The organism is Rodentibacter pneumotropicus DSM 21403 (assembly GCF_000379905.1).
GTDB lineage: Bacteria > Pseudomonadota > Gammaproteobacteria > Enterobacterales > Pasteurellaceae > Rodentibacter > Rodentibacter pneumotropicus.
In genome coordinates this window covers 67,458-82,536 of the sequence record NZ_KB904040.1, presented here as the reverse complement: position 1 = coordinate 82,536, position 15,079 = coordinate 67,458, and the positions used below count along the sequence as shown (strand labels likewise).

The 15,079-nt window shown below is 40.1% G+C and carries 10 protein-coding genes, 1 tRNA gene, 3 pseudogenes and 1 other annotated feature; of the genes and pseudogenes, 6 read left to right on the top strand and 8 right to left on the bottom strand.

Annotation, left to right across the window (positions count from 1 at the left end; genetic code table 11):
• Positions 1-130 precede the first annotated feature (130 nt).
• A complete protein-coding gene (locus tag A3GE_RS0100465; RefSeq protein WP_018355318.1) occupies positions 131-1,084 on the top strand; it encodes a sigma 54-interacting transcriptional regulator in 954 nt (317 codons plus the stop codon).
• Between the two features lie 26 nt (positions 1,085-1,110).
• Here A3GE_RS0100465 and hflX read toward each other — a convergent pair whose 3' ends face one another.
• From hflX to rluC, 3 genes are all read right to left on the bottom strand, one after another.
• Positions 1,111-2,466 carry a ribosome rescue GTPase HflX gene (gene hflX / locus A3GE_RS0100460; RefSeq protein ID WP_018355317.1) on the bottom strand — a complete coding sequence of 452 codons (1,356 nt, stop codon included), beginning with the start codon at positions 2,464-2,466 and terminating at the stop codon, positions 1,111-1,113.
• Between the two features lie 8 nt (positions 2,467-2,474).
• Positions 2,475-2,753 (bottom strand): RNA chaperone Hfq, encoded by a 279-nt coding sequence (gene hfq, locus A3GE_RS0100455; protein WP_018355316.1) that lies wholly within the window; start codon positions 2,751-2,753, stop codon positions 2,475-2,477.
• Between the two features lie 92 nt (positions 2,754-2,845).
• Positions 2,846-3,814, bottom strand: coding sequence for a 23S rRNA pseudouridine(955/2504/2580) synthase RluC (gene rluC, locus A3GE_RS0100450; protein WP_026215329.1), 969 nt, complete (start codon positions 3,812-3,814; stop codon positions 2,846-2,848).
• Positions 3,815-4,215: 401 nt separating this feature from the next.
• Between rluC and rne the strand changes: the two are divergent.
• From rne to A3GE_RS0100440, 3 genes and pseudogenes are all read left to right on the top strand, one after another.
• Positions 4,216-6,723, top strand: a pseudogene (gene rne / locus A3GE_RS0100445) (ribonuclease E); the annotation flags it as partial.
• 57 nt (positions 6,724-6,780) lie between these two features.
• Positions 6,781-7,011 (top strand): annotated as a pseudogene (locus A3GE_RS12495) (polyhydroxyalkanoate depolymerase); the annotation flags it as partial.
• 142 nt (positions 7,012-7,153) lie between these two features.
• Positions 7,154-7,243, top strand: a tRNA-Ser gene (locus A3GE_RS0100440).
• Between the two features lie 46 nt (positions 7,244-7,289).
• Here the strand turns inward: A3GE_RS0100440 and priC are convergent.
• From priC to gloA, 4 genes and pseudogenes are all read right to left on the bottom strand, one after another.
• Positions 7,290-7,874 (bottom strand): primosomal replication protein PriC, encoded by a 585-nt coding sequence (priC, locus tag A3GE_RS0100435; protein ID WP_018355313.1) that lies wholly within the window; start codon positions 7,872-7,874, stop codon positions 7,290-7,292.
• A gap of 30 nt (positions 7,875-7,904) precedes the next feature.
• A complete protein-coding gene (locus A3GE_RS0100430; RefSeq protein ID WP_018355312.1) occupies positions 7,905-9,257 on the bottom strand; it encodes a Na+/H+ antiporter family protein in 1,353 nt (450 codons plus the stop codon).
• Positions 9,258-9,344: 87 nt separating this feature from the next.
• Positions 9,345-9,467 (bottom strand) — a sequence feature (His leader region).
• Between the two features lie 86 nt (positions 9,468-9,553).
• A pseudogene (rnt, locus tag A3GE_RS0100425) lies at positions 9,554-10,244 on the bottom strand (ribonuclease T).
• Between the two features lie 72 nt (positions 10,245-10,316).
• Positions 10,317-10,724, bottom strand: a complete 408-nt coding sequence (gene gloA, locus A3GE_RS0100420; RefSeq protein ID WP_018355310.1) for a lactoylglutathione lyase — start codon at positions 10,722-10,724, stop codon at positions 10,317-10,319.
• A 266-nt stretch (positions 10,725-10,990) separates the two neighbouring features.
• On the opposite strand from gloA, the gene pgtP reads away from it, so the two are divergent.
• Positions 10,991-12,322, top strand: a complete 1,332-nt coding sequence (gene pgtP / locus A3GE_RS0100415) for a phosphoglycerate transporter protein PgtP (protein ID WP_018355309.1) — start codon at positions 10,991-10,993, stop codon at positions 12,320-12,322.
• A gap of 64 nt (positions 12,323-12,386) precedes the next feature.
• Here pgtP and cmoA read toward each other — a convergent pair whose 3' ends face one another.
• Complete coding sequence (gene cmoA, locus A3GE_RS0100410) at positions 12,387-13,112, bottom strand: carboxy-S-adenosyl-L-methionine synthase CmoA (RefSeq protein ID WP_018355308.1); 726 nt, start codon at positions 13,110-13,112, stop codon at positions 12,387-12,389.
• Between the two features lie 145 nt (positions 13,113-13,257).
• Here cmoA and aspS point away from each other — a divergent pair, with 145 nt between their 5' ends.
• Positions 13,258-15,024: an aspartate--tRNA ligase gene (gene aspS, locus A3GE_RS0100405; protein WP_018355307.1), complete on the top strand. Its 1,767-nt coding sequence runs from the start codon at positions 13,258-13,260 to the stop codon at positions 15,022-15,024.
• Positions 15,025-15,079: the final 55 nt, after the last annotated feature.

The following is a 15,079-nucleotide window of genomic DNA, read 5'->3' as shown; positions in this document are numbered from 1 at the left end:
AATGCTGTACAGAAATAAATTGAATAAAACCCCTTTCTAGGGGTTTTTTATTTGTCTGTAAAATAATCTTTACAGGTTTATGTAAACAACATATCATTAGCTCAGTTTCCATTTATTCGGATTGTTCAAAATGACGCTTAAATTTGATCCTCAGCATCCCTTCGATTGCTTTGTCACACAAAGTGAAACCATGAAAAGTTCGGTAGAAAATGCCCTGCGTTTTGCTATGTTTGATGTGCCGTTATTGATTCAAGGTGAAACCGGTACGGGGAAAGATTTATTGGCAAAAGCCTGCCACTATCAAAGTTTGCGCCGAGATAAAAAATTTATTGCGGTGAATTGTGCAGGCTTGCCTGATGAAGATGCGGAAAGTGAAATGTTTGGGCGAAAAGTGGGAAGCAGCGAGACGATCGGTTTTTTTGAATATGCCAATGAAGGTACGGTATTGTTGGATGGGATTGCAGAATTATCACTCAATCTTCAAGCCAAATTATTGCGTTTTTTAACGGACGGCTCATTCCGCCGCGTGGGGGAGGAAAAGGAGCATTATGCTAATGTGCGGGTTATCTGCACGTCTCAAGTTCCTCTCAATCGCTTAGTTGAGGAAGGTAAGGTTCGGGCAGATTTATTTCATCGTTTGAATGTGTTAGTCATCAATATACCCTCATTACGAGAGCGTATAGCGGATATTCAACCCTTGGTTGAAGGCTTTTTACAAGAAATTAGTGATGAGTTGAAAATAAAATTGCCTGTTTTCAATCAGGATTTTCTCGCTTGTTTGCAACAATATGATTGGCGAGGAAATGTTCGGGAACTTTATAACACCTTGTATCGCGCTTGTTCTTTATCGAAAGATAATCAGCTAAGCATTAAAAGTTTAAATCTCACTTTACCGCAAAGTGCGGTCATTTCTGTTGATGAATTTGAAAACCAAACATTAGAGGAAATTATCGGGCAATATGAAGCCAAGGTTTTGCGGGCTTTTTACAAAGAGTATCCTAGTACCCGCAAGCTGGCACAACGTTTGGGGATATCCCATACCGCGATTGCAAATAAATTAAAGCAGTATGAGATCGGAAAATAATATTGAGCTGTATAAAAGTTTACGTGCTAAATTTTTATCCGAGTTAAAGTTGGAAACTGTTTGCACAACTTTAGCCATTCCACTTTATTGATCTGTACATTTAATGTAAGTTCGCCTTGCTCTGTAATTTGTTCATTTCGCACAGAATCTAATTGATAAAGGGCATGACGGAGTTTTCCATCATAAGGCTGAAGAGTAAGGTGCAGCGAAAGTATTTCTCTTTTTAACCGCAGTTTAATGGCTTCAAGCAATAAATCAATGCCTTCCCCGTTATGGGCTGAAAGATAAACCGCAATAGGATTATTTTCATCATCATATTCAATATGAGGCAGTACGCCATCTAATAAATCAATTTTATTGTAAATCAGCAAGGCGGGAACTTTATCCGCTTTAATTTCTTCCAACACGGAAACCACAGCATCTATATTTTCCGACATTCTAGGGTCGGTTATGTCGATGATATGCAATAAAAGGCTGGCTTCGATAGTTTCTTGTAAAGTAGATTTGAATGCAGAAACTAAATCATGCGGCAGTTGGCGAATGAACCCCACCGTATCTGCAAGAATAGTTGTGCCGACGTCTTGAATTTGTAAACGGCGCAAAGTGGGATCGAGAGTGGCAAAGAGCTGATCCGCTGCATATACTTTGGCTTGTGTAATCGCATTGAAAAGTGTTGATTTTCCTGCATTGGTATAGCCAACCAGTGAAATTGTCGGAATATCGGCTTTCTGTCTCGTCTGACGATTTTGATTGCGTTGTTTCTCGACTTTTGCCAGACGATTTTGTAACTGACTAATACGCACTCTGATGAGACGGCGATCTGTTTCTAACTGAGTTTCTCCCGGTCCTCTAAGCTCAACAGCCCCTTTTTGTTGATCTAAACCGGTTTTACGGCGAACCAAACGCGTTGCTAAATGTTTTAATTGCGCCAGTTCTACTTGCAATTTTCCTTCGTGAGACCTTGCCCGTTGGGCAAAAATATCTAATATAACCCCCGTGCGATCGACAACACGACAGCCGCACAGATTCTCTAAGTTACGTGCCTGAGCAGGTGTAAGTTGGTGATTAACCAATATCACATCAGCATTATACGTTTTTACCGCATCGGCGATTTCCTGTGCTTTCCCTTCTCCCACAAAATATTTAGCCTGAGGCGTACTACGACCGGTTGTAATCACTTCCAAAGTATCCACATTGGCAGATTTGGCAAGTAGAAGAAATTCTTGGAGATCGTCAAGATTTTTAATTTGTGAAAAGAATACATGCACGACGATGGCAGTATCATGCAGAGAATTTGAATGTTGATGAATCTGAGACAAAGAAAGTGCGGTTGAAATTTCAGGTAAATTTTCAACCGCACTTAGTGTTTTTTTACAATCCATTTACTAGATTATTCTGCTTGTGTTTGGGTTTCTTCTGCCGTTTCAACAGGCTGCACATTATGGTGATTATTGTTGTGATGAGAAACAGAACGCGCTGGTACGACAGTCGAAATCGCATGCTTGTAAACCATTTGGTTTACGGTGTTTTTTAATAAAATCACAAATTGATCGAATGATTCAATTTGTCCTTGTAATTTAATTCCATTCACAAGATAAATTGACACAGGAATACGCTCGCGGCGTAGTGCGTTCAAGTAAGGATCTTGTAAAGATTGTCCTTTTGCCATTTTGCTATCCTTTAATATGTTTTGTTATTATGAAATTACGATAGAAACGAGTTGTCTCCGAACCCAAATATAACAATAAATACCAAATTTGTCTATTTGCTTTCCCGTAACTTTTTTAATACCGCCTTTATTTTCTCATCAAGAGGTGCATTAAAGCGTAAGGTTTCACTTGTTTTTGGGTGTTCAAAACGAATGGAAAAGGCGTGTAAGAACAGGCGATTTAAGCCAAAAGTTTGAATTTGCGTATCAAAGTCCTTATCTCCATATTTGTTGTCTAATGCAATAGGGTGACCGACATATTGGGTATGAACGCGGATTTGATGGGTTCGCCCAGTGACCGGTGAGGCCTTGATTAGAGTCGCATTAGAATAGCGTTCCTCAATCGAAAAACGTGTTTCGGAAGGCTTGCCTTGTTCGCTCACACGCACGATACGCTCACCGCCGGCAAGTTCATTTTTCAGCAGTGGCGCTTTTACAACTTTAACATGAGACTGCCATTGCCCTCGAACGAGGGCTAAATAATCTTTTTGTACCGTTTTTAGGCGAAGCTGTTCGTGCAGATTTCGTAGTGCAGAACGTTTTTTAGCGATAAGCAAAATGCCGGATGTATCCCGATCCAAACGATGAACTAATTCTAGAAAACGGGCTTCAGGGCGTAATGCGCGTAAGGCTTCAATCACACCAAAATTTAATCCGCTGCCACCATGTACTGCAATGCCGGAAGGTTTATTTAGCACGATTAAACAATCGTCTTCAAACAAAATTTTATGTTCAAGATCCGCAACTTTATTTAAATTTTTCGATATCGGAGCATTATTTTTTTCTGCTGTACGCACCGGTGGTACGCGTACTACATCGCCTATTTGTAGTTTATACTCAGGCTTAATTCGCCCTTTATTCACCCGCACTTCACCTTTACGAACGATGCGATAAATCAAACTTTTGGGTACGCCTTTGAGTTTTGCCAACAAATAATTATCTATGCGCTGACCAGCTTCATCTTCACTAATTGTGAACATTTTTACGGAAGAATTGATGATATTTTCTTTTTGTTCAGTCATTTTTTCACCTTTCTGAAAATTGACGCGAATCATATCATAAAAGCCTTATCTAGAGTAATTATGACCTTGCTAATTTATCGGTTTATATGGATAATAGAGCGTCCTTTTGCACATAAAATTTAGTGTGAGAGATGGCAAATTAGGTTGATGGAAATTCAGTGCGGCATTGGCATAAGACATTGATAATCAACATTTTTCTCGAAAATAAACAAGCCGCTTATAACGCGTGCGAAATATCGCGTTGTTTTATTAAACATCCTTTTATCGTTTCATAACGTTATCAATGCACCCAGCAACATACAATCGTGAGATTGACTGGCGCGAGAAACACGAGGTCGATAACGAAGCAAAGTGCGGTTTATTTTGAGGTATTTTTAAAAATTTAAAAAAGAGAATTGACAATGAAAAGAATGTTAATCAATGCGACTCAAAAAGAAGAGTTGCGAGTGGCGCTTGTTGATGGACAACGCCTTTTTGACTTGGATATTGAAAGTCCGGGACATGAACAAAAAAAAGCAAATATCTACAAAGGGAAGATTACCCGTGTAGAACCAAGCCTTGAAGCGGCTTTTGTGGATTACGGTGCGGAACGCCACGGTTTTTTACCGTTAAAAGAGATTGCACGAGAATATTTTCCGGCGGATTATGTGTTTCAAGGTCGCCCGAATATTCGTGATATTTTAAGCGAAGGGCAAGAAGTTATTGTACAAGTAAACAAAGAGGAGCGGGGTAATAAAGGTGCCGCGCTGACAACCTTTGTTTCCCTTGCCGGCAGTTATTTAGTAATTATGCCTAACAATCCGCGCGCGGGTGGGATTTCTCGTCGTATTGAAGGCGATGAACGCACGGAATTGAAAGAAGCACTAAGTTCATTAGAGGTGCCGGAGGGTGTTGGCTTAATAGTTCGCACCGCAGGCGTAGGCAAATCTCCGGAAGAATTACAATGGGACTTAAAGGTTCTATTACATCATTGGGAGGCGATCAAACAGGCATCGCAAAGCCGTCCGGCACCGTTTTTAATTCACCAAGAAAGTGATGTGATTGTTCGCGCTATTCGTGATTACTTACGTCGTGATATTGGTGAAATTTTAATTGATAGTCCGAAGATCTTTGAAAAAGCGAAAGAACACATCAAATTGGTTCGTCCGGATTTTGTGAACCGTGTGAAATTATATCAAGGTGAAGTTCCTCTCTTCAGTCATTATCAGATTGAATCTCAAATTGAATCTGCATTTCAACGTGAAGTACGTTTGCCGTCAGGCGGCTCAATCGTTATTGATGTGACGGAAGCTTTAACGGCGATTGATATCAACTCTGCTCGCTCAACCCGAGGGGGGGATATTGAAGAAACTGCCCTTAATACAAACCTTGAAGCGGCTGATGAAATTGCACGACAATTACGTTTGCGTGACTTAGGGGGATTAGTCGTTATTGATTTTATCGATATGACGCCAATCCGTCATCAACGTGAAGTAGAAAATCGCATTCGTGATGCGGTACGTCAAGATCGCGCCCGTATTCAAATTAGTCGTATTTCACGTTTTGGCTTGTTGGAAATGTCGCGTCAGCGTTTAAGCCCGTCTCTCGGTGAATCTTCCCATCATATTTGCCCACGTTGTCAAGGAACCGGCAAAGTACGTGATAATGAATCGCTTTCTTTATCAATTTTACGTTTGATTGAAGAAGAGGCATTGAAAGAAAATACCAAACAGGTACATACTATTGTGCCGGTGCAAATTGCTTCTTACCTATTAAATGAAAAACGTAAAGCGATCAGTAATATTGAAAAGCGCCATGATGTTGATGTGATTGTTGTTCCGAATGAAGCGATGGAAACACCGAATTTTAGTGTGTCCCGTGTACGTGATGGTGAAGAGCTTAATGAGCTAAGTTACAATTTGGCAAAAGTCTATAGTGTGCAGGAAGAGGTTGCTGATGAGTCATCGGCTTCACGAAATACTGAAACGGTGTTTGTTTCTGAGCAACCGGCAGTAGAAAGTGCAGCACTTTCACTTTCTATCTCTGAAGCCGCACCAACACCGATGGAACGTAAATCGAATGAGCTGTCGCTATTGGCAAAAATTATTGCAAAAATCAAAGCATTATTCAGCCCGGCACCGGCGGTTGAAGAAAAACCAAAACACAATCGTAATAACAATCGTCACTCGCGACGCGCTCAAGAACGCCGTAATGTAGCGCATCGTTCAAAATCAGAGAATAATGTAGCGGAGAAAACGGAGCAGGGAAATGCACCTTCTACGCGTGAGCGTAATCAGCGTCGTTTACGCCGTCATTCTGTGGCAAATGAAAATCCGGCTGAAAGTGCGGTCAATTCTACGCCTGTTTCCGATAATAAGGGGGATAAAGTAGAGCAGCCGGCACAACAACGTCGTCAACGTCGCGAACTACAGAAACGTGTGCGTATTGATGATAATGCGGTTAATGCTAATGTAGCTCATGCACCGGTAGCAACAAAGGTTGAAATCGTTGAGGAAACCCTAGAGAAGGTGCCGACAGAGATAATCCAAACGGTAGAGGTTGAAGAAAAACAAAATCGTCAGGACCGTCAGCGCCGTACGCCACGCCATTTGCGTGTATCAAATAATCAGCGTCGCCGCCGTCAAGAGCCTAAGTCACCAATGCCACTGTCTTTCGCTGTTTTTTCTCCTGAATTGGCAAGTGGGAAAGTCTGGGTCGATTATTCGGCATTGAATGTAGCAAAAGAAAATAATTTCTTATCCGTAGATGAATTGCTTGAGCAAGAAAAAACGAAGAAAGGATTTATCACGCCAGCTACTGGTATTATGGTTGAAAATAGTTCAGTAGAAGTGAAACCTGCTTTGGACTTTATCACACAACCAGCAAATGAATCGGTACAGAAAAAAGTACAGGAATCGTTAGCTCGCCTTGATGCGGAGAATGTGCAAAATGAAACCATTTCAAATGAAACTACTGAGGTTGAAAATTCGGCTAAATTTGACCGCACTTACGAGTTTTCAGGTCGTTTAGGTACAGTTTCTTCAGTTATTCATACTAAGGCAGAAATCACTCTTGCGAAAGCCAGCGAAGAAACGGCAGAATCTTTCCCGATTGTTGAATGGATGGAATCTCGTTATTACTTCTATGGAAAAGGAGCGGCAGGGCATCACAGCGCAATTAGCCATGTGTATTCCGAACCCACACATGCAAAATCGTAATAAGTAAAAATAAAATTGGTACGAAAAGTACCAATTTTTTTGCCTTTAGATTGAGTTAAAATTAATCACTCAAGAAAAAAGATATCTTTTTATTCTTGACGGAATTGGGGAAAAAACGTATTATTCACCCCGCTTAAATCACGGAGGAATGGTCGAGTGGTTGAAGGCACCGGTCTTGAAAACCGGCGAGGGTTTACGCCCTCCGTGAGTTCGAATCTCACTTCCTCCGCCATCAAATTCCAAAAATCCCTTAGTCAAAAGATTAAGGGATTTTTCTTTTATTCATCTGTGTGATTGTTGCTTTTTTGTTCTTCTTTAAAGGTTAAGTATTCTTCTAATAAATCAATGGCTTCTTGACATTTCTGACGACGATGTTTATAGCCATTGGTTCGTTCTATCATTCTTTTTTTCTCAACGGGATCAGTTTTCGTGCGAGCCAGATCTCGATGTTGTTGATATAAATCATTCAGTTGTTCAAGTGCTTCGTAATATTTCTCTAAACGTTCACGTGGGGGTAATTGATGAATACTATGTTGTGTTTTCTTTATAGTCGGATTTTGTTGTCGTTTCTGTTGAGTAAACTTCGTATTTTTCCGATTGAGCGTTTCAGATAACGCGTTACACTGTTTGAACAGATGCGCCGCAATAAAGCTGTAATGATTTACATCATTAGAATCAAGCGATTTAATTCTTATCAGTGTTTGGTTAATTTCAGTAAAATAAAATGATACGGTTTGTCCATTTTCACTAAATAAAGTGCGGTCAAATTTTGTGAAGATTTTTTCTTCCAGTTGGGCTGAATGAATTTGATAAAGCTGTTGAACCTTTTGTTCTAACTTGTTGATGAGTTGTTGAATAAGCATAAAAAATCCCCCGATGGGGGATTATAATCGTTAAAGATACATTGCTGCAATCCAGCCAAACGCTAATAAGGGAATATTGTAGTGAATGAATGTCGGCACAACAGAATCCCAAATGTGATCGTGTTTTCCGTCTATATTCAATCCTGAGGTTGGTCCTAAGGTGGAGTCGGAAGCAGGAGAACCCGCATCACCAAGTGCCGCTGCGACGCCTACAATTGACACGGTTGCTAATGGTGAGAAACCAAAGGAGAGGCAAAGTGGAACATAGATTGAAGTAATAATCGGCACGGTAGAGAAAGAAGAGCCGATTCCCATCGTAATTAATAAGCCGACAAGTAGCATTAAAAATGCGGCTAATCCTTTGCTTTGAATTGCACCATTGCTTAGGTTTTGCACCAAGTCCGTTACGCCCGTAGTAGCATTAATTACATTTGCAAAGCCCGAGGCGGCAATCATTACAAATCCGATCATTGCCATTAAACGTAAACCTTGTTGGAAAATATCGTTACTTTCTTTGAGTTTGAAGATACCGAATAGTGCAAAGATCGCCAAACCGACTAAACCACCGATAATTGTTGAGCTGGTAACCAGTTGTGTTGCAAAAGTTGCAAAGATTGCAATGAGGCTTGCTGTAATTTGTTTTGGTCGAATATTTGCAATATGCGTTTCAATTTCTTCAGTGGTGGGTTCCTCAACAAGAACATTGTATTTACGTGGTTTGCGATAAGTGATAAATACGGCGGTTAATAGTCCCAAAATCATGCCGGTTACCGGCAACAACATTGCTAGAGATACTTGGGTAACATCCGTTTGTAAACCAAGGTTCGCTCCTGCCTGATTGATATTTTTTACCAAAATACTTTCAATAAAAATCTTACCGAAACCCACAGGAAGTAACATATAAGTTGCAGTTAAACCGAAAGTGAGTACGCAAGCAACTGCACGGCGGTCGATGTTTAAACGATTAAAGATTGAAAGCAATGGCGGTACGACAATGGGGATAAAGGCAATGTGCACGGGTAGCAGGTTTTGGGATGAAATAGAAAATAATACCAAAATGCCGAAAATTAAATATTTAAACCAGGCAAGATTGTTACTTGTCGGAGTTTTGTTTATTTTTGTGATGATTTTATAGGCGATTAAGTCGGTGATACCGGATTTGGAAATTGCGATAGCGAAAGCGCCGAGCATCGCATAGTTCATGGCAACTTCAGCACCGTCGCCTAGCCCACCGGTAAAGGTTTCAATGGTTTTAGTTAAACCAAGACCGCCACATAAACCCGCAGTGAGTGCAGCAATGACGAGAGCAATAATAACATTAATTCGTAGTAAGCTGAGTGTCAGCAAAACGATAATTGAGATAACAACTGGGTTTGATAACATTGTGTTTTTCCTTATAAATAAATGTGTAAATTGAATTATTTAATTTTATTGAATATGTAATGTTGATGGTCGGTGCTCCTCTAATCATAAAATAACCCCCCGAAAGTTGCCTTCCGAGGGGTAAGATTTTTATTATCCTGTCTGCTCGGAAGAAATCTTCCAAGCACACCAAAAAACCTGAAAGATTATTCAGTTAAATGGTGGCAATGATGGCGACAGACTACGTTCATTTTTTTATCTCCAAATAAGAATTGCTCTCTAAGCTACTGTAAAATAGCAAGAATTGCAACTTAATTCTAAAAAAAATTAAGTGCGGTTATTTTTTCTTCCGTTTTTTCATTATGTGGGGATATGCGGAAAGCCCCCTAAATTTTTCAAATGATTTACCATATAGCAAAATAACTCTGCGGTACGCTCCGTATCATAGAGGGCTGAGTGAGCTTGTTTCCCATCAAAAGGGATGTTTGCTGCCTGACAGGCTTTTACTAACACTGTTTGCCCAAACATTAATCCCGCTAGGCTTGCGGTATCAAACATACCAAAAGGGTGGAAAGGATTACGTTTTATGCCTGTACGCTCTGCAGCAGCCATGACGAAACTTTGATCAAAGGTTGCATTATGAGCTACGATAATGGAACGTTGGCAGTCAGCCTCTTTTTGTCCTCGGCGAACCATTTGGAATAATCCGGTCATTGCATCTAACTCTGATATTGCGCCACGTAAGGGATTATGAATATCTATACCGTTAAATTTTAGTGATTCCGGATTGATATTTGCGCCCGCAAAAGGCTCAATATGAAAATGGCATTTTTGATCAGGGTGTAAATACCCGTTTTCATCCATTTTTAACGTAATCGCGGCTAATTCTAATAAGGCATCTTTTTTTGCATCAAAACCCGCAGTTTCCACATCAATAATGACGGGAAAATAGCCTCGGAAACGATTTTTTAATTGATTGTGATGAGGAATTTCTTGAGAATCGGACATTATTTATCCTTAAAATAAAATAACGCAGGTGAACCTACGTTATTAAAATACTGTAGAAAATGACCGCACTTTTTAATTACCTAGTCCGGCTTTTGCGTTTTTATTTTCAATAAATTCAATTTTGTAACCATCAGGATCTTCCACGAAGGCAATTACTGTGCTACCGCCTTTAACCGGACCGGGTTCACGGGTAATTTTACCTCCGTTTGAACGCACAGATTCGCAAGTCGTATAAATATCATCCACACCAATCGCGATATGTCCGTACGCCGTACCGAGATCGTATTCTGTTACACCCCAGTTATAAATCAGTTCAATGACTGAGGATTTATCCTCATCATCATAACCTAAGAATGCTAAAGAATATTTATATTCGGGATTTTCACTGGTTCGCAATAAACGCATTCCTAATACATCTTGATAAAACTTAATTGAGCGATCTAAGTTACCTACTCGTAACATAGTGTGTAAAATTCGCATGGGTTTAATCCTTTTTGAACAGGGAAACAAATGAGTCGATTATGTCATAAATTGGGCAATAAATCAGTAAAAGCTATTTAAAGGATTATATTTTTGAAATTATTAGGATGAAAAGTGATATTTTTTGATTTAAAACAAAATTGGTAAACAATACAAATGTTACACTCCGCCGCCTATCTTACATTGACATTCGTTTTGAATGTATCAGTGCAAAACACCGTCTGTTGTTTCAATCAGCGTGTTTAAATTTTACCATAGGGGTTTGTATGTTCTCTTTTTTAAAGGCGTCTCCACCGTCTCCACGAATTGATAATTCTAGAATTGATTCTGAGTATAAAAAATTACGTTGGCAAGTTTTTGCCGGAGTATTCATTGGTTATGCTGCATATTATCTTATCCGCAAAAACTTTTCTCTCGCTATCCCCTATTTAATTGATGAATATGGTTTTACTAAAGCTGATTTAGGGGCAGTAGGCGTTGCTTTATCCCTCGCTTATGGTTTTAGTAAGTTCATTATGGGGAATGTGTCTGACCGTAGTAATCCAAAATATTTTATTACTATAGGCTTACTTGGCTCAGCAGTGGTGAGTTTAATTTTTGGTCTAGTGCCGGGTGTGCTGGCTTCTATTCCATTTATGATTATCCTAGCCGCCCTTAATGGTTGGTTTCAAGGTATGGGGTATCCGCCGGGTGCGAAAACCATGACTAACTGGTTTTCAGTGTCTGAGCGCGGTGTTTGGTGGAGTTGGTGGAATGTATCTCATAATTTAGGTGGCGGTTTAATTGGTCCATTAGCAATCCTCGGTTTAGCGATTTTTGGTACATGGCAATCACTATTTTATTTGCCGGCATTAATTGCTATCGTGTTAGCGTTTATTATGTTTTGGTTTATGCGGGATACGCCGGAATCTCAAGGTTTACCGCCGGTTGATGAATGGAAAGGTGAGAAAATGGTGCAGAATGTTGAGTCTGCACATACGCTTTCATCTAAAGATATTTTCAAAAAATATATCATTAATAACAAATTCTTATGGTCAATTGCCATTGCGAACGTCTTTGTCTATTTTATTCGTTACGGCATTATTGACTGGGCACCAACATACTTAAAGGAAGTGAAACATTTTTCTGTGGATAAACAGAGTTGGGCATATTTCTTATATGAATATGCGGGGATTTTCGGTATGTTAACCAGTGGTTATTTAAGTGATAAAGTCTTCAAAGGGCATCGAGCACCACCAATGTTATTATTTTTAACAGGTGTATTAATCGCTATTATTGTTTACTGGAAAAATCCGGAGGGTAATCCGTTAGTCGATAACATTTGTCTTGTTGCAATCGGTTTTTTAATTTACGGGCCGGTAATGATGATAGGGTTACAGGCTGCTGATCTTGTTCCACGTATAGCGACAGGTACTGCAACAGGTTTAACCGGTTTATTCGGTTATTTATTGGGATCGGCGAGTGCAGGTTATGTGATGGGTAAATTAGTGGACTTATTCGGCTGGGATGGTGGTTTCTACGCATTAATCGTCTCCTGTTTCTTGGGTTTCATATTCATCGCATTCACCCTATTTTATAAACCGAATGCATCTAACTAATTCTTAGTTTTGTCATAAAGAGCGCTCAATTTGACACTTACTTACTGAGCGCTTTTTTATTTCACTATTTCACTGCTACCATTGAGCCAAAATTAAAACATTGAAACCATAACTCTACCTGAGAAAATCCGATATTTTTTAACCGTACTTTATGTGTTTCAATGCTGTCCGTTCGCATCACGTTTTCCAGTGCAGTACGTTTTTGACTGACTTCAAGTTCACTATAGCCGTTGGCTCGTTTAAACTGGTGGTGCAGATCAATCAGCAAATTATCCACCTTTTCGTTTTCAAAACGGAATTTTTCTGAAAGTACTAATACTCCGTTTGGATTTAAACCTTGGTAAATTTTTGTGAGCAATGCTATACGATCTTCCGGTGCTAAAAATTGTAAGGTGAAATTTAAAATCACCATGGAAGCATTTTTGAGTTCTATATGTCGAATATCATCGCATAAGATTTCTACGGGAATCTCACTGTGATAGGCGGCAATATGCTGACGACAACGTTCAACCATCGGTTGGGAATTATCGATACCAATAATTTTTACATTGGGTTGATGGATATTACGACGTACGGAAAGTGTCGCAGCACCTCGAGAACAACCCAAATCATATACAAGGCTATTTGCTGTCACAAAGCGTTCGGCAAGCATTCCGATGGCTGTAATGATATTGGAATAACCAGGGATAGAACGTTGGATCATATCAGGGAAGACTTCGGCAACACTTTCGTCAAAAGTGAAATCGCCCAGTTTTTCAATAGGGGCGGAGAAAAGGGTATCTTTTTGCATATAATTTGGGAGGGAGAGTTAAAAGTGCGGTTATTTTAGAGAAAGTTTTGTCGGGCGCAAATAAATTTCTGTTTCCAATTTAAAAGCGATGCCAATTTCCGTATAATCAACTAGTTAATTTCAGAGTATAAAAAGGAATATAAAAATGATGCGTACACACTATTGTGGTGCTTTGAACCGTAGCCATGTAGGACTAGAAGTGACATTAAGCGGTTGGGTTCATCGTCGTCGTGATTTAGGCGGCTTGATTTTTATTGATATGCGAGATCGCGAAGGGATCGTACAAGTGTATTTTGACCCCAAATTCCAAGATGCCCTTACCGCTGCAGGCGCGTTGCGTAATGAGTTTTGTATTCAAATCAAAGGGGAAGTGATCCCACGTCCGGATAATCAAATTAATAAAAATATGGCAACGGGTGAAGTGGAAGTGCTTGCCAAAGAACTCAAAATTTATAATGCATCCGATGTATTGCCGTTAGATTTCAATCAAAATAATACCGAAGAACAACGTTTAAAATTCCGCTATTTGGATTTACGCCGACCGGAAATGGCGCAACGTTTGAAAACCCGTGCAAAAATTACCAGTTTCGTCCGTCGTTTTATGGACGATAATGGTTTCTTGGATATTGAAACGCCAATGCTTACCAAAGCCACACCGGAAGGGGCACGTGACTATCTTGTTCCAAGTCGTGTGCATAAAGGAAAATTCTATGCGTTACCGCAATCACCGCAATTATTCAAACAGTTGCTGATGATGTCAGGTTTTGATCGTTATTACCAAATTGTGAAATGTTTCCGTGATGAAGATTTACGTGCGGATCGTCAGCCTGAATTTACTCAAATCGATGTAGAAACGTCTTTTTTAACTGCCCCTGAAGTACGTGAAATTATGGAGAATATGATCCACGGTCTATGGAAACATATTCTTGATGTGGATCTTGGTAAATTCCCGATTATGACATGGCACGAGGCGATGAACCGTTTTGGTTCCGATAAGCCTGATTTGCGTAACCCGTTAGAATTGGTGGATGTGGCTGATATTGTTAAAGATGTGGATTTCAAAGTTTTCCAAGGGCCGGCAAAGGATCCGAATGGCCGTGTTGCCGTCATTCGCGTGCCGAACGGTAATGAAATTACTCGTAAGCAAATTGATGAATACACTCAATTTGTTGGTATTTATGGTGCAAAAGGTTTGGCATGGTTGAAAGTCAATGATGTGAATGCCGGTCTTGAAGGCGTGCAAAGCCCGATTGCTAAATTCTTAAATGAAGATGTGTTAAAAGCCTTGTTTGCCAAAGTGGGTGCACAAATTGGCGATATTCTCTTTTTCGGTGCGGATAAATGGAATGTCACCACCGATGCTATGGGCGCATTACGTTTGAAATTAGGTCGTGATCTCGGTTTAACTCGCTTAGATGAATGGCAACCGCTTTGGGTAGTTGATTTCCCAATGTTTGAACGTGATGAGGAAGGCAATCTTGCCGCAATGCACCACCCGTTCACTTCACCACGTGATTTTACGCCGCAAGAATTAGAGGCTAACCCGACCGATGCTGTGGCGAATGCCTATGATATAGTGATTAACGGCTACGAAGTGGGCGGCGGTTCAGTGCGTATTTTCGATCCGAAAATGCAACAAACTGTGTTCCGTATTCTTGGTATCAATGAGCAGGAGCAGCAGGAAAAATTTGGTTTCCTACTTGATGCCTTAAAATTCGGTACGCCACCACACGCTGGTCTTGCTTTCGGTTTAGATCGTTTAACGATGCTTCTTACCGGCACGGATAATATTCGTGATGTAGTTGCCTTCCCGAAAACGACCGCTGCCGCCTGTTTAATGACGGAAGCCCCAAGTTTTGCCAATCCACAAGCTTTAGCTGAGTTAAACATTCAGGTTGTGAAAGCGGAATAATAAATTTATAAAGATAAAGTGCGGTCGGAATTGACCGCATTTTTATAGGGAAAAT